The organism is Facklamia sp. P13069 (genome assembly GCF_050409405.1).
Taxonomy (GTDB): Bacteria; Bacillota; Bacilli; order Lactobacillales; family Aerococcaceae; genus Facklamia.
In genome coordinates this window covers 1-16,905 of record NZ_JBNUPN010000006.1, presented here as the reverse complement: position 1 = coordinate 16,905, position 16,905 = coordinate 1, and the positions used below count along the sequence as shown (strand labels likewise).

Here is a 16,905-nt window from a genome sequence, read left to right as displayed (position 1 = left end):
GTGTTTGTATGAGTACTATTCGTATATATGAATTTGCTAAACAAAACAATATGACTTCAAAAGAAGTCTTAGTGCTTGCTGAAAATAATGGTTTTGAATTTAATAGCCATATGTCCTCGGTAACGCAAGAACAACAAGAACAATTAAAGAAAGCTTTACAAAATAAGAAGACTAGTGGTAAACAAACCAAAAAGGATGTTAAGAAGACGGAAGCTACTAAAGAATCAAATCAAAAAAACAATCAACACAAAGATGCCAAGCAGCGCAAGGATGAAGACAAGTCGAAAGCTTCTAAAAAGCCTTCTTCTCAAAAAGATTCTCAAGCACAAGGTCATAATACAAACCCTAACACTAAGTCTAAAAATCCTAATGAAAAGGCAGCTTCTAAGCAAAAGAAATCAACTGATAGTAAACAAGCTGTAGAAGGTCAAAAAGCAAATCAAAGCAATCAAAGTAATTCTTCAAATAAATCCACTGGTGGATCCAAAAGAAGTCGTGGCGATCGCCGTCGTGGCCGTCGTGGTAAGCAAAATAGTAACTATCAAAAAGAGTCTAAAGGCTTAACAGCTCGTAAGCATAAAGACCTTCCAGAAGCGTTCTACTATACTGAAGGAATGAATGTACAAGATATTGCTAAAGGCTTCCACCGAGATGCAACTGAAATTATTAAAAAACTATTGCTACAAGGGGTAATGGTCAATCAAAACCAGGCACTTTCTAAAGAAGTGATTGAAATTATCTGTTTAGAATATGGCGTTGAACCTATTGAAAAAGTTGTTGTTGAAGTTTCAGACTTAGATCATTATTTTGAAGAAGCTGCTGCTGATGATAATCAAAGCATTCGTCCACCAGTTGTTACAATTATGGGTCACGTTGACCACGGAAAAACCAGTCTCTTGGACTCCTTCCGCCATTCGAGAGTGACTGAAGGAGAAGCTGGTGGAATTACTCAACATATTGGTGCCTATCAAATTGTTTTAAATGATAAGCCAATCACTTTTCTTGATACGCCAGGACATGCTGCCTTTACAACCATGCGTGCACGTGGTGCAGATGTGACTGATATTACAATTATTGTTGTTGCAGCAGATGATGGCGTGATGCCTCAAACGGTTGAAGCGATTAATCATGCCAAAGCTGCAGATGTACCGATAATTGTAGCGATTAACAAAATTGATAAACCTGAAGCCAATCCAGATAAGGTAATGACCGAATTATCTGAACATGGTATTATTTCTGAGGACTGGGGTGGCGAACATATCTTTGTTAATATTTCAGCTAAATACGGGACTAATTTGGATGAGTTATTAGAGATGATTCTTCTGGTTTCAGAAGTTCAAGAATTAAAAGCTAACCCAGACCGTTTAGCTTTAGGTTCAGTCATTGAAGCGCGCTTAGATAAAGCTACCGGTGCCACTGCGACTTTATTAGTTCAACATGGTACCCTACATATAGGGGACCCAATTGTTGTGGGTAACACCTATGGTAGAGTAAGAACAATGGTCAATGATCAAGGGCGTCGTATTCGCTCAGCTGGTCCATCCATGCCGGTGGAAATTACAGGCTTGAATGATGCTCCTCAAGCAGGAGACCAGTTTGTGGTCTTTGAAGATGAAAAAACAGCTCGTCAAGTTGGAGAAGAAAGAGCTCAGAAGGCTCAAGAACAACAAAGAGACCTTAAGAAGAAAGTTACTTTGGATAATCTTTTCGAAACCTTACAAGAAGGTGAGTTAAGATCAGTTAACGTAATCCTAAAAGCAGATGTACAAGGTTCAGTAGAAGCATTAGCTGCTTCATTGATGAAAATAGATGTGGAGGGAGTAAAAGTTAATATTGTCCATCAGGCGGTAGGAGCAATTAATGAGGCTGATATTACTTTAGCTAATGCCTCATCAGCAATTGTGGTAGGATTTAATGTTCGACCAACTCCTCAAGCAAAACAACAAGCAGAAGAAGAGCAAGTAGATATTCGTCTCCATAATATTATTTACAATGTAATTGATGAAATTGAAACAGCTATGAAAGGAATGCTGGACCCTGAGTATGTTGAGGAAGTAACAGGGCAAGCAGTAGTACGTGAAACCTATTCTGTTTCTAAATTAGGCACCATCGCTGGTTCATTTGTTTTAGATGGCTTCATTCAACGCACGAGCAAGGTACGCTTGATACGTGATAACATCGTTATTTACGAAGGAGATCTAGCCAGTTTGAAACGTTTTAAAGATGATGCTAAAGAAGTAAACAAAGGATTAGAATGTGGAATTATGATTGAAGGCTATAATGATATCAAAGTCGATGATATTATTGAAGCCTATCGCATGGTCGAAGTTGAACGTAAATAAAGGAGTATGAAATGGTTAAATATCGTATAGGACGTGTTCGTCAAGAAATAATGCGAGAAGTTAATGATATTCTTCTAAAAGAGATTAAAGACCCTCGTGTTGAAGGGGTTACTATTACTGATGTAGAGCTTACAGGCGACTTACAAAATGCTACAATTTTTTATTCTACTTTAAGTGATAAAGCCGGAGAAAGACAAAAAACAAGTGATGGTTTGAAAGCAATAACAGGTAAAGTTCGCTCGGAACTTGGAAGTCGTTTAAGTCTTTATAAGGTTCCTGAAGTTAAATTTGAAAGAGACCAATCAGTAGACTATGGTAGTCGAATCGATTCATTATTAAATCAATTACATGAATCTGAATCTTTTGATGAAGCAAGCTCAGTTCAGACGGAGCAATAATCTTAAGTTTTCACAAATCAAGAGCTGTTTTTTCACTGCTCTCATTAAATGAGAGGCGGTAAAACAGCTCTTTTATTCTTGTAGAATTAAGAATCTTGCTTGGAAGCAAGTGCTAATTAAAGTATAATCATAATTGTTATTAATAAAGGGGTTGGCTTGAATGAACGGAATTGTCGCTGTTTGGAAAGAAAAGGGCATGACGAGTCATGATGTAGTATTTAAAATGCGTAAGATTTTTCAAATGAAGCGTGTAGGCCATTGTGGGACCTTGGATCCTGAAGTTGAGGGCGTTTTAGTTGTCTGTTTAGGACAGGCAACCAAGTTAGTTGAAATACTAATGGATAGCAAAAAGATCTATCAAGGAGAAGTCACTTTAGGTCAAGCCACCGATACGGAAGATGCCCAGGGACAAGTTATTGCAAAGAAATTAGTAGAACAAGCCGTTGATGATCAAGTTATTGATCAAGCTATGGCTTCATTAACAGGCAAAATCAGGCAGATTCCTCCTTATTACTCGGCGGTCAAGGTCAAAGGGAAAAGACTCTATGAATATGCCCGAGCAGGTATTGAAGTAGAAAGGCCTGAACGTCAAGTATCTATCGACTACTTCAAGCGTTTAGCTCCGTCACAATATCACACCAGTGAAAAAAGGCAAACTTTCTCCTTTGAAGTAAAGTGCAGTAAAGGGACCTATGTCAGAACCTTAGCGGTAGATTGCGGTAAGTTATTAGGATATCCTAGCCACATGTCCCAATTAGTGCGAACTCAAGCAGCGGGTTATCGTCAAGCGGATAGTTATCGCTTAGATGAATTAAGGCAATTAGCAGAAAAAGACTCCTTAAATACAGCTGTTCACCCCATTGAAACGGCAGTTTCTGACTATGCAAAAATCCAACTAAATCCAGAACAGTTTACAGACATTAAACATGGAAAAGTTTTAGACATTAATTATTTTAATGACAGGCTTATTGAACCAACTGCCTTATTTTATCAAGACCGTTTGTTAGCAATTTACGGCCCACATCCTAGCAAAGAGAATTTAATAAAACCTATTAAGATGTTTCCAATGGAAGGAGTTTAAGCCTTGCAGACAATTTATTTAGCACATCCTTACGATCAAGAACAACTATATGACCAACCAGTCGTTTTAGCTCTAGGCTTTTTTGATGGTGTTCATTTAGGCCATCAAGAAGTTATCAAAAAGGGGCGCGAATTAGCAGATCATTATCAAGTCCCTTTAGCCGTCTTAACTTTTAACCATACTCCTCGTCTTGTTTATCAACAGATCCATCCGAATCACTACTTTTATTTAAGTGATAACCCTCGTAAAATAGAACTGATGGAGGTTAATGGAGTAGATATTTTATATATTGCTGAGTTCACTTCAGCCATGGGAGCTCAGAGTCCACAAGAGTTCGTGGACAACTACATGGTTAATTTGAATGCCGTTCATGTGGTGGCGGGGTTTGACTATACCTACGGTCTGAAAGAGATAGCTAATATGCAAACTCTGGTTGACCATAGTCAAGGACGCTTTAAAATTAGCGAAATTCCTAAAAAGACAATCGGTGACCATAAGATTTCTTCAAGTGAAATTCAATACCAGCTATCAAATGGTAATATTGATTTAGCTAATCAAGAATTAGGTTACATTTATGAAACCAGAGGACTTGTCATCAATGGCTTAAAAAGAGGGAGAAAACTAGGTTTTCCGACAGCGAATGTGGCAATGGATTATGGTCAGTTAACACCTGGCATAGGGGTGTATATTGTCGAAATTTGTGTTCAAGGCCAATGGTATATGGGCATGGCATCTATTGGATATAATATTACCTTTGATGATGTGAAAGAACTCTCCATTGAAGTTTATATTTTAGATTTTGACCGCATGATTTATGGGGAAAAGGTTCGTATAAAGTGGCATCATTACTTGCGTGGAGAGATTAAATTTGATGGTATTGAAGGTTTGATTAATCAACTTGAAAAGGATCAAGACCACACACGGGCTTATTTTAAATAATCACGGATCGATAGATATAATTAGCACTTTCGAATTGAGAGTGCTAATTTTTTTAATTTTATGGGCACATTCCCTTGACAAAAGTGATGGAGGATAGTAAGATAGAGACAGTTAGCACTCGATATGAATAAGTGCTAATAATGTGAGGTGATTGATCATATTAACAGCCAGACAACACCAAATCTTAGAATTAATTGTTCGCCTTTATGCAAATTTAGAGGCACCAATCGGGTCAAAGACTTTACTCAAGGAGAGTTTTCTTGATATAAGTCCGGCAACTGTTCGTAATGAGATGGTTGTTTTAGAAAAAAACGGCTTTCTGGTTAAGGCACATACATCAAGTGGTAGAATACCTTCTTATGAAGGCTATCGTTATTATGTAGATCGTCTGATCACTAAAATTGAGAATGATTCATGGGAGCAATCCTATGAAGCAGATCTCAAAGCAGTTAGCGAAATCTTCTTAAATCGCCGACAAGAGAATTTTAAGATGGCGAAAATTGCTGCGGATTTATTGGTCTCATTAACTGGATTACCTTGCTTGGTTTTTGGACAGAATAATGAAGAGCATCGAGTGGCTGACTTTAAGTTAGTGCTTTTAAGTAACCATCAAATAATGGCTATTTTATTATCGGATCAAGGACATGTGGAAAATAAAATGTTCCAAACCTTATATCCGGTTGAGGAAGATGATTTACGTCAAATGCGTTCAATTCTTAATTCAGAATTGCGAGGTATTACATTAGAAGATGCTTATCAGCGGACTAAATTAACTATTCCGATGATTATGCAAAGACAATTGTCAACTTCGATTGATTTTTCTCCTTTAGTTGAGAAGTCAATTCAACAAGTTAAAGGAACGCGTTATTTTGTTTCTGGCAAGAATAATCTTTTTGATTGTTTGGATCAGCGTTATTCCAACAATGAATTCAAAAAATTATTCAATTTAATTGATGGATCGAATGAATTATTTGATCTCTTTGAACAACGTCAAGATGGAATCGAAGTTCTTTTCGGACAAGAGTTTGCTCCGCAAGGGATGCGTCAATTATCTTTAGTGACGGGAACCTTCACACAAGACTTAAGCAAAATGTCTTTAAGTATCTTAGGACCTTCGACGATGCATTATTCACGCATGATTGTCCTTATGGAGCAGATATTAAAAGAATTTAATCAATAAAGGAGGTCATCAAGTGACAGAAGAAAATAAAAAGAGGAATGACAAGCAATCTTCTGCAGAACTTAACGATGAAAAAGAAAAGTTAGTAGAAGATGAAGTCATTGAAAGTTCAGCAGAAAAAAATCAGGATAGTCTGAATAATGATGTAAATGATGTAAATGAAGAAACTGAAGCAGCACCAGTAGAGGAAGTTTCTTCCATTGAAGATGAATTAAGAGAAAGTATTCAGAATTTGGAGGATCGAAATTTACGCCTACAGGCTGAAATTGCTAATATGCAACGATCTAATAGTCGTGAAAGACAAGAGGCTGCTAAATATCGATCTCAATCTTTAGCTAATAAATTAATTGATGCAATTGATAATCTTGAACGCGCTTTGCAAATTAAAGCAAGTTCAGAAGAGAGTCAAGCAATCCACAAAGGGATCCAAATGGTGTATGATCAAATCTTACAAGCATTTAAAGAAGAAAAAATTGAAGTGATCAATCCCTTAAACGAAACATTCGATCCAAATTATCATCAAGCGGTAACCACCCAACCAGCGGCTGAAGGACAAGACACTGATATTGTAGTGAATGTTCTACAAAAAGGATACATCCTTAATGATCGCATCATTCGCCCGGCCATGGTAATTGTGTCCGCCTAATTATTAAGCACTTAGTTTTAACCAAAATAAATTTTTAAAGGAGTAGATTATATGTCTAAAATTATAGGTATTGACTTAGGTACAACAAACTCTGCTGTTTCCATTTTAGAAGGTGGAGAAGCCAAGATTATTACTAACCCAGAAGGAAACCGTACCACTCCATCTGTAGTAGCTTTCAAAAATAATGAGATTCAAGTGGGTGAAGTAGCTAAGCGTCAAGCAGTTACAAACCCTGACACAGTAGCTTCCATCAAACGTCATATTGGAGAAGATAACTTTAAGACTGAAATGGGTGGAAAGAGCTATACACCTCAAGAGATTTCAGCTATGATTTTACAACACTTGAAATCATTTGCTGAAGATTACTTAGGCGATAAGGTTGAGAAAGCAGTTATCACTGTTCCTGCTTATTTTAACGATGCTCAGCGTCAAGCAACTAAAGATGCTGGACGTATTGCAGGATTAGAAGTTGAACGTATTGTTAACGAGCCAACCGCTGCAGCTTTAGCGTATGGTTTAGATAAAACCGATGCTGAAGAAAAAGTCCTAGTCTTTGACTTAGGGGGAGGAACTTTTGACGTTTCAATCCTTGAATTAGGCGATGGCGTATTTGATGTATTATCTACAGCAGGGGATAATAAACTAGGTGGAGATGACTTTGATAATAAAGTTATCGACTTCTTAGTTGAAGAATTTAAAAAAGAAAACTCTATTGACCTTTCTAAAGATAAAATGGCTTTACAGCGCCTGAAAGACGCTGCAGAAAAAGCTAAGAAAGATCTTTCTGGTGTGACTTCTACACAAATCAGCTTACCATTTATTACAGCGACAGCTGATGGGCCATTACACTTAGAAACAACTTTAACTCGTGCTAAATTTGATGAGTTAACGCATGACTTAGTAGAAAGAACTAAAGGGCCAGTTCGTCAAGCCTTGAAAGATGCTGGTTTAAGCAAATCTGAAATTGACGAAGTAATCTTGGTAGGAGGATCGACACGTATTCCTGCTGTACAAGAAGCCGTTAAGAAAGAAACTGGAAAAGATCCTAACAAATCGGTTAACCCAGACGAAGTAGTTGCTATGGGTGCAGCTATCCAAGGTGGCGTTATCTCTGGTGATGTTAAAGACATCGTTCTATTAGATGTTACGCCATTATCACTTGGTATCGAAACAATGGGTGGTGTATTCACTAAATTAATTGACCGTAACACTACTATCCCAACTTCTAAATCACAAGTCTTCTCTACAGCAGCTGACAATCAACCAGCAGTAGATGTTCACGTTTTACAAGGTGAGCGTGAAATGGCAGCAGATAATAAGACTTTAGGTCGTTTCCAATTAACTGATATTCCAGCAGCACCTCGTGGCATTCCACAAATTGAAGTTACCTTTGATATTGATAAAAACGGTATTGTGAACGTTTCAGCCAAAGATTTAGGTACTCAAAAAGAACAAACGATTACTATAAAATCTTCTTCAGGTTTATCCGATGAAGAAATCGAGCGTATGGTTAAAGATGCTGAGGCAAATGCTGAATCCGATAAGAAACGTCGTGAAGAAGCTGATTTACGCAACGAAGTCGATCAAATGATCTTTACAACTAATAAGACTATCGATGAATTGAAAGATAATGATAACATTTCTGAAGATGAATTGACTAAAGCAGAAACAGCTCGTGATGAATTGAAAGCAGCTGTTGAAGCAAATGATTTAGAAGAAATGAAAACAAAACGTGATGCATTAAATGAAGTGATTCAAAATCTATCCGTTAAACTTTACGAGCAAGCTGCTCAACAAGCTCAAGCTGCTCAAGAAAATCAAACAGATGCCTCTGATGCTCAATCATCTTCTGATGATAATATTGTCGATGCTGACTTTGAAGAAGTCGACGAGTAATTAAGACATACTTTAGCAAGAGTCTAGGCTAAGTCCTCGACTCTTGTCTTTTATCAGGAGAATTAAAATGTGTAAGGAGGGACAAAATGGCAAATAAAAGAGACTATTATGATGTCTTAGGTGTATCTCGCGATGCCAGTGATGCTGACATTAAAAAGGCTTATCGTAAACTGTCCAAAAAATACCATCCGGATATTAATAAAGATGCAGGAGCTGACGAAAAGTTTAAAGAAGTTGCAGAAGCTTATGAGGTCCTAAGTGATAGTCAAAAGCGGGCTGCTTATGATCAATACGGCCATGCTTCAACGGATCCTAACTTTGGAGCCGGCTTTGGCGGTGGTGGTTTTGGTGGCTTCTCTGGTGGTGCAGGCTTTGGCTTTGAAGATATCTTTGATACTTTCTTTGGTGGATCTGCTGGAGGAGGACGAAGAGCCAATGCTCCTCGTAAGGGTAATGACCTACAATATCGTATTAATTTAACCTTTGAAGAGGCTATTTTTGGTAAAGAAACGACCATAAAATATAATCGTAATGAGGAATGTCATACCTGTCACGGAACAGGTGCCAAGGAAGGCACTGAGCCCGTTACTTGCCACAAGTGTCATGGCACAGGGACTATTCAGGTAGAACGAAACTCTCCTTTTGGTCGTGTGATGACGCAAACCACATGTGATGTCTGCGGTGGGACAGGTAAAGAAATTAAAGAAAAATGTACCACTTGTCATGGTTCTGGTATAGAATCCGTTAGTCATTCTGTTAAAGTGACTGTGCCAGCAGGTGTTGAAGAAGGTAATCAAATTCGCCTTTCAGGACAAGGTGAGGCGGGTTCAAATGGTGGACCTTATGGAGACCTTTATGTAGTTTTCCATGTTGAACCAAGTAAGGAATTTAAACGAGATGGTACGGAAATCTATTACACGCTACCCATCACTTTCTCTCAAGCGGCCTTGGGTGATGAAATCCAAGTTCCAACGGTACATGGTAAGGTGAAGTTAAAGGTTCCAGCTGGCACACAAACAGGGACCACTTTCCGCTTAAAAGGCAAAGGAGCACCGAGTGTTCGCTCAGGTTATACGGGAGATCAACAAGTAACGGTTAAAGTCGTTACTCCTTCTAAACTGACTGACAAACAGCATGAATTATTTAAACAGTTAGCTAAAGAAATGGGTGCTAATGTTAAAGAGCAAGAAGGTGGCTTCTTTAATAAGATGCGTGATATTTTTCATGGTGAATAAAAATAGGCTAGCATCAGGGTATTCAATATGCTCTGATGCTTTTTACTTGCTTAGAAAAGTTTTAAATCAATTGGAATCAAAATAAGATTGATTAGCTTCTAGATAGGAAATTTTAAAGAATAAATAAAGATTTTATTGAGTAGTTCATTTATTAAAATACCATAGTGAAAGAAAACTATTCAAAATCACTCATTTTTGATAAGATAGACCTTAGCTATTGATAAGAGGCTTGAAAAGGAAGTGAAGTCAAGTGAATATAGAAGAAATGAAGAATAGACAAGAAAGAATCCGTAATTTTTCGATAATTGCGCATATTGACCATGGTAAATCCACACTAGCTGATCGTATTTTACAACAAACACATACAGTGGCTGATCGTGATATGCAAGAGCAATTGTTAGATTCCATGGACTTGGAAAGAGAACGAGGAATTACCATTAAATTGAATGCAGTGGAACTGACTTATCGGGCTAAAGATGGCATTGATTATATTTTCCATTTAATCGATACCCCTGGTCACGTCGATTTTACTTATGAGGTTTCAAGATCTTTGGCTGCTTGTGAAGGAGCCATTCTAGTAGTCGATGCAGCACAAGGAATTGAAGCCCAAACCTTGGCTAATGTGTATTTAGCAGTGGATAATGATTTAGAAATATTGCCTGTTATTAATAAAATCGATCTGCCTTCAGCCGATCCTGAAAGGGTTCAAAAAGAAATTGAAGATATTATCGGCATCGATGCCTCAGAAGCGGTTTTTGCTTCTGCCAAGTCAGGCATCGGTATTGATGAGATTTTAGAGCAAATAGTTGAGAAAGTTCCTGCACCAATGGGAGATATAGAAGACCCCTTACAGGCTCTTATTTTTGACTCTGCTTATGATGCTTATCGTGGGGTTGTTTTAAATATTCGAGTGATGAATGGTATGGTCAAACCAGGTGACACCATCCGTCTAATGAGTAATGGTAAAGAGTTTGAAGTGATTGATGTTGGAATTTTCTCACCGAGTCCTCTCAAAAGAGACTTCTTGATGGTAGGAGATGTTGGCTATCTAACCGCAGGTATAAAGACCATTCAAGATACCCGTGTAGGAGATACTATAACCCTAGCGGATAATCCAGCTGAGGAGGCCTTGGATGGTTACCGCAAATTAAATCCAATGGTTTTTGCCGGTCTCTATCCGGTTGACTCGGCCGATTATAATGACTTGCGGGAAGCACTTGAAAAGTTACAATTAAATGATGCTTCTTTACACTTTGAACCAGAAACATCGCAAGCCCTAGGCTTTGGTTTCCGAACAGGCTTTTTAGGTTTACTGCATATGGATGTTATTCAAGAAAGACTTGAGCGTGAATTTGATATTGATTTAATTACCACTGCTCCGTCAGTTATTTACCGTGTTGAAAAGACGGATGGGGAAGAGCTTTTGATTGACAACCCATCTGAAATGCCAGATCCAACAGAGATTGATAAGATTTTTGAACCTTATGTAAAAGCGACTATTATGGTACCAAATGATTATGTGGGCGCTGTAATGGAACTATCTCAACGCAAGCGTGGTAACTTTATTACGATGGATTATCTGGATGATTTCCGGGTAAATGTAATTTATGAACTACCAATGGCTGAAATTGTGTATGATTTCTTCGATAAGTTGAAATCATCAACCAAAGGCTATGCTTCCTTAGATTACGAATTAATTGGCTATAAAGAGTCTAATCTAGTAAAATTAGAAGTTTTACTTAATTCTGATGTCATTGATGCCTTCTCGATTATAGTGCATAAAGATTTTGCCTATAATCGCGGTCGTGCTTTAGTTGAAAAACTAAAAGGGATTATCCCACGTCAAATGTTTGAAGTACCTGTCCAAGCAGCTATTGGACATAAGATCATCGCACGAACAACCATTAAGGCTTATCGAAAAGATGTTACAGCTAAATTATATGGTGGGGATGTCTCCCGTCGTAAGAAGTTATTAGAAAAACAAAAAGAAGGTAAAAAGCGGATGAAATCAGTCGGTAACGTTGAAATTCCACAAGAAGCTTTCATGGCTGTCTTACAAATGGATGAAGAATAAAAGAATAACGGTTCATAAAAACCTATCTTTGAGAATTCAAAGATGGGTTTTTCTTATTACTATAAAGCAATATTAATTTTCATTTTGAACCAACCTCTTTTAGAGAACGTAAGTAAGCTACTTTTATGATAAATAATCAATTAAAATCTTTTTAAATAAGTATAATAAAAGTTTTTGTTTTCAGAAAACTCACTGTCTTTTCATAAAATATTGAAATGCTACAAAGTGATGTGTATAATTTTAAATTAGAAAGCGCTTTGATAAAGGAGGTTATTGAATGATTGAAGGAATAAAAGGGGAATTAATTGTTTCTTGTCAAGCTTTAGAAGATGAACCTTTGCACAGTTCTTTTATCATGTCACGAATGGCCTTAGCTGCTAAAGAAGGTGGAGCTAAAGGTATTCGTTCGAATTCAGTTGAAGATATTAAAGCAATTAAAGAACAAGTCGATTTGCCAATTATTGGCATTATTAAACGGGTTTATGATGGAGCTGATGCTTTTATTACACCTACGATGACTGAAGTGGATGAGTTAATGCAAGCAAGGCCGGAAATCATAGCAATTGATGCAACTGCATCTACGAGGCCATACGGAGAATCATTAAGTGATTTAATGGTAAAGATTAAAGAAAACTATCCCCAACAAAAGCTGATGGCTGATTGTTCAACCTTAGAAGAAATGAAAATGGCTGAACAAATTGGTTTTGATTATATTGGTACAACCTTGGTAGGTTATACTCAACAAAGTAAGAAAGATAAGATAGAAAGCAATGATTTTCAACTCATCCGTCAAGCGGTTGAAACAATCAACAAACCAATTATTGCTGAAGGTAATATTGATACTCCTGAAAAAGTAAGACACGTTTTAGAGCTTGGGGTATATAGTGTAGTAGTTGGTTCAGCTATCACTAGACCTCAATTAATTACAAAAAAATTTGTCGAAGCTATTCATAACCAATAGATTAATAGGGGGAAATAAAATGACAAAAAAAACAGCTAGAGAAATCAAAGGTATTATCTCAGCCCTCTTGGTACCCTTTGATTCAAAGGGCAAAGTTAACGAAGCAGGGCTACGTCAAGTAGTCCGTCATAATATTGATAATATGAAGGTAGCAGGGCTATATGTAGGAGGCTCAACTGGTGAAAATTTCTTATTAGATATGGCCATTAAAAAACAAATTTTTGAAATTGTTAAAGATGAAGTGAAAGACCAAGTGAAACTCATTGCACAAGTTGGTGGTCCCAATGTTTATGAAGCAATTGAACTCGGTAAATTTGCGACAGATTTGGATTATGACGCAATTTCAGCAGTAACTCCTTTTTATTATAAGTTTTCATTCGCTGAGGTTAAACAATATTATAAAGATATTACAGAAGCTGTTGATAATGACTTAATTATTTATTCAATCCCAGTTCTTACAGGTATTAATATGGGGATGGCAGAATTTAAGGAATTATTTGAATTAGACAATATTGTTGGTGTTAAGTTTACTGCTGCAGACTTTTTCTTATTAGAACGATTACGTAAAGCGTTTCCAGATGTACTAATCTATTCAGGTTTTGATGAGATGCTTTATCCAGCTGCTATCTATCATGTTGATGGAGCAATCGGATCGACATATAACGTAAATGGTTTGCGAGCTCGTGGCATTTTAGAAGCTGTCAATGAGGGCAACCATGAGAAAGCACTTAAGCTACAAAATGAGAGTAATGATTTAATTGAAGCAGTGCTAGCAAACGGTTTATATCCAACTCTTAAAAGAATTTTACAATTACAGGGTGCGAATAAAGGGGAGTTTTTAAGTCGTAAACCGATGGCTTCGATGACAGCCGACCAAAAAGAAGAAGCAGAACGAATTTTTAAAAATTATTTATAATTAATTAAAAAGACTTAGGTAATTAAAGAATATTTTATATAGCGTTATGCTTCACGAAGCATGTAAAATTGAAAAGGAGTTTAATAATGGCACAAGAAGGCTTTACAACAATCGATTTTATTATTTTAGTTATTTATTTAGTAGCTGTTTTGTTTGCAGGATTACTGTTTTCTAAGAAAGATATGATTGGTAAAGAGTTTTTCAAAGGAGATGGCTCAATCCCTTGGTATGTAACTTCGGTTTCTATTTTCGCAACCTTGTTAAGTCCGATTTCTTTCATGACTTTAGCAGGTAACTCCTATAAGGGAACTTGGTTATTGTGGTTTGCGCAATTAGGGATGATTATTGCAATTCCTTTTGCTATAAAATTTTTCCTGCCTATTTATGCCAGAATGGATATTGATACTGCTTATGATTATTTAGAGCAACGGTTTAACTCTAGACTTTTGCGAGCAATCGGTGCTATTTTGTTCATTATCTATCAAATTGGTCGTATGTCTATTATTATGTATCTACCCTCTGCTGCTTTAGCCACATTAACTGGAATCTCAGTCAATTGGCTAATTGTGGTAATGGGTGTAATTGCGATTATTTATTCTTATACTGGTGGGATTAAATCAGTTTTATGGACCGATTTTATTCAAGGATCTGTTTTGTTAGTAGGTGTTGCTGTGACTCTAGGCTTTTTAGTCAAGGACTTAGACGGCGGTTTCCAACCAATCATGAATTTGTTAGCTAAAGACAAATTTATTGCCCCTCACGAACCGATTTTTGATCCGAACCTTTTAAAATCTTCTATCTTTTTACTAGTTGTTGGCGCTGGCTTTAATACACTGTCATCTTATATTTCAAGTCAGGATATCGTGCAACGGTTCACTACCACTCAAGATATTAAAAAATTGAATAAAATGATGTTTACCAATGGTGTCTTATCTATTTTTATTGCGACTATGTTTTATCTTATTGGGACGGGATTATTCGCTTATTATCAATTACAAAATCCGAGTGATCCTGGCGCTTTAGTAGCTCAAGATCAAGTGTTTACTTACTATATAGCCTATCGTTTACCAGTTGGTATTACCGGTGTTCTTTTAGCAGCTATTTTTGCTGCCAGTCAATCAACTCTATCGACAGGTTTGAACTCTGTCGCTACCTCATGGACATTGGACATACAAGAGGTGATTTCTAAGAATTTAGATGACGCCAAACGAACTCAAATTGCGCGTTGGATTTCTTTAGGCGTTGGAATTTTCTCCATTATTATCTCAATTATTCTTGCACACTCTGATATTAAATCAGCCTATGAATGGTTTAATGGATTCATGGGACTCGTTTTAGGGGTTCTAGGCGGAGTCTTTATGCTAGGTGTATTCTCTAAAAAAGCTAACAAAATTGGTGCTTATGCTGCACTAATTGTTTCAAGTTTAGTAATGATTTTCATTAAATACGGTCTTCCTGCAGAAAAGGTAAGCATTTGGGTTTATTCGCTTATTTCAATAGGCGTATCTTTAATTGTCGGTTATCTTGTATCGATAATGGTTAAAGATGAGACATCGACTGCTCCAAAATTCACCACTGTCTATGATATTTCTGAGATTAAAGCGAATAATGACTGGTTGGTAAGACATTAATGAAACTTTATGATTTAAATCAAATAGATCAAATCAAGCGAGAAGCGATACTAAGAGTCATTAACTTTTAAAAGAAAATAATGACTTAAGTGATTGCCAGCTTGGCCCCATATGATTTCCGATGACTTTTATTTTAATATCTTAGAATAGGAGATTACGACAGATGACCATAGAGTTTGGCAAAGTTATCCTAGCTATCTTGATGTATTTGTTCCTATTAAAGGTCAGGAAAAAATTTGGCATAACTTTAATGGAAATGTTCAATGAAAAGATTATGTAGAAAAGGATGGCTGGCTAAAACCTCACGCTCAACCATTATCGGAATGAATCATTCAGCCTGGACAAATCTTAGTTTTTGATCGTGAAGATGTTCAAAATTGTTGAACAGATAGAAACAATTAAAAAAGCTGTTTTTAAGGGGAAATATAAAATGTGTAACATTTTAAGTAGGGAAAGGGCTAAGCGTCTTTTCCCTATTTTTAAGGTGGTAGGTAAGGAAAAAAATGAATAATTAGTAATAAGGCCATTAAATGATGACTACTCTAAAAATAGAATAAGATATATTATTTCTATCACTGTAATTTTGTATAAGAGGAAGTGAAAAAATGCATATACTAGCGATTGATATTGGCGGTACAACGATAAAAAGTGATGTTTATGATGAAAAGGGACATTCTTTTAATTATTTTAAAGAAGAGGAAACACCGATAGATTCCTTAAAAAAATCAAATCATATTATGGAATATGTTTTAAATTTAGTTGGTGAAACGATTAAAAGTCTTAAGCAAATCAACAAAAAGTTAGAGGGTGTTGCTATTTCTTCAGCAGGGGTAGTCGATCCTGAACAAGGAAAGATAGTTTATGCAGGTTATACAATTCCTGACTATGTAGGAACTGATTTTAAGCAAGCCATTAACCATCACTTTGATTTACCTTGTGTTGTTCTAAATGATGTCAATGCGGCAGCTTTTGCTGAATTTTCAATTGGAGCTTTTGCACGCAATAGTTCATTAGTTTGTTTGACTATTGGCACGGGTGTTGGCGGGGCTTTAATCCTTAATGGTCAATTGTATCATGGAGAAGGTTTTTCTGCCGGCGAAGTTGGTTACTTACCTGTTAATGGTAAAAGATTTCAAGATGTAGCATCGACGACTGCTATGCGTCAATACTTTGAACAGCTCACTGGAGAAAGTAATACTAATGGAAAAATAATTTTTGAAGCCTATAAAACTAATCATCCAGCCGCAATCGAAACAATTAACTGGTTTGCTGAAAACTTTTCAGAAGGATTACTTCCAATTATTTATTTGATAAATCCAGAGTACATTGTTTTAGGAGGCGGTATTATGAATCAACATAAAATATTGTTACCAATTATTTTAGAAAAATTGGCTGCAAAAATTGAAAATAATATTTTTCTGCCTAAAGCTATCCTAGCTGCAAAGTATAGTAATGAAGCTGGAAGAATGGGAGCTCTTTACTACTTTATTAAAAAGTATGGAGTTTGTTCTACAAATTAAAAACTAACTCAAAACTATTCTTATGAATTGACCCCAAAAGTTCGAGTTAAAAACTAACTTTTGGGGGTCCTTTTATGTCTAAAAAT

The 16,905-nt window shown here is 36.5% G+C and carries 13 protein-coding genes; all 13 read left to right on the top strand.

The annotated features are described in order from the left end of the window. The first annotated feature begins 8 nt into the window (after nt 1-8). The 13 genes from infB to ACQV2T_RS02660 all read left to right on the top strand — a co-directional run bounded on the left by infB (nt 9) and on the right by ACQV2T_RS02660 (nt 16,819). Nucleotides 9-2,342 carry a translation initiation factor IF-2 gene (infB, locus tag ACQV2T_RS02720; RefSeq protein WP_428876532.1) on the top strand — a complete coding sequence of 778 codons (2,334 nt, stop codon included), beginning with the start codon at nt 9-11 and terminating at the stop codon, nt 2,340-2,342. 11 nt (nt 2,343-2,353) lie between these two features. Continuing rightward, a complete protein-coding gene (gene rbfA / locus ACQV2T_RS02715; protein WP_428873944.1) occupies nt 2,354-2,740 on the top strand; it encodes a 30S ribosome-binding factor RbfA in 387 nt (128 codons plus the stop codon). Nucleotides 2,741-2,900: 160 nt separating this feature from the next. Continuing rightward, nucleotides 2,901-3,821 carry a tRNA pseudouridine(55) synthase TruB gene (gene truB / locus ACQV2T_RS02710; RefSeq protein ID WP_428893209.1) on the top strand — a complete coding sequence of 307 codons (921 nt, stop codon included), beginning with the start codon at nt 2,901-2,903 and terminating at the stop codon, nt 3,819-3,821. A 3-nt stretch (nt 3,822-3,824) separates the two neighbouring features. Continuing rightward, complete coding sequence (gene ribF, locus ACQV2T_RS02705; RefSeq protein ID WP_428873946.1) at nt 3,825-4,760, top strand: riboflavin biosynthesis protein RibF; 936 nt, start codon at nt 3,825-3,827, stop codon at nt 4,758-4,760. Nucleotides 4,761-4,911: 151 nt separating this feature from the next. Continuing rightward, the gene (gene hrcA, locus ACQV2T_RS02700; RefSeq protein WP_428873947.1) at nt 4,912-5,940 is read left to right on the top strand and encodes a heat-inducible transcriptional repressor HrcA; all 1,029 of its coding nucleotides are present in this window, start codon (nt 4,912-4,914) and stop codon (nt 5,938-5,940) included. 13 nt (nt 5,941-5,953) lie between these two features. Next, entirely contained in the window at nt 5,954-6,586 is a 633-nt protein-coding gene (gene grpE / locus ACQV2T_RS02695; protein ID WP_428873948.1) for a nucleotide exchange factor GrpE, read from the top strand. A gap of 51 nt (nt 6,587-6,637) precedes the next feature. Next, the gene (dnaK, locus tag ACQV2T_RS02690; RefSeq protein ID WP_428875319.1) at nt 6,638-8,482 is read left to right on the top strand and encodes a molecular chaperone DnaK; all 1,845 of its coding nucleotides are present in this window, start codon (nt 6,638-6,640) and stop codon (nt 8,480-8,482) included. An 86-nt stretch (nt 8,483-8,568) separates the two neighbouring features. Beyond that, entirely contained in the window at nt 8,569-9,717 is a 1,149-nt protein-coding gene (dnaJ, locus tag ACQV2T_RS02685) for a molecular chaperone DnaJ (protein WP_428873950.1), read from the top strand. 250 nt (nt 9,718-9,967) lie between these two features. Next, nucleotides 9,968-11,791: a translation elongation factor 4 gene (lepA, locus tag ACQV2T_RS02680; RefSeq protein ID WP_428873951.1), complete on the top strand. Its 1,824-nt coding sequence runs from the start codon at nt 9,968-9,970 to the stop codon at nt 11,789-11,791. 277 nt (nt 11,792-12,068) lie between these two features. After that, complete coding sequence (locus ACQV2T_RS02675; RefSeq protein ID WP_428893208.1) at nt 12,069-12,752, top strand: N-acetylmannosamine-6-phosphate 2-epimerase; 684 nt, start codon at nt 12,069-12,071, stop codon at nt 12,750-12,752. A gap of 19 nt (nt 12,753-12,771) precedes the next feature. After that, nucleotides 12,772-13,668 carry an N-acetylneuraminate lyase gene (locus ACQV2T_RS02670; protein WP_428893207.1) on the top strand — a complete coding sequence of 299 codons (897 nt, stop codon included), beginning with the start codon at nt 12,772-12,774 and terminating at the stop codon, nt 13,666-13,668. Nucleotides 13,669-13,754: 86 nt separating this feature from the next. Beyond that, nucleotides 13,755-15,299 (top strand): sodium:solute symporter, encoded by a 1,545-nt coding sequence (locus ACQV2T_RS02665; protein ID WP_428881751.1) that lies wholly within the window; start codon nt 13,755-13,757, stop codon nt 15,297-15,299. Between the two features lie 605 nt (nt 15,300-15,904). Further along, the gene (locus tag ACQV2T_RS02660; RefSeq protein WP_428893206.1) at nt 15,905-16,819 is read left to right on the top strand and encodes an ROK family protein; all 915 of its coding nucleotides are present in this window, start codon (nt 15,905-15,907) and stop codon (nt 16,817-16,819) included. Nucleotides 16,820-16,905: the final 86 nt, after the last annotated feature.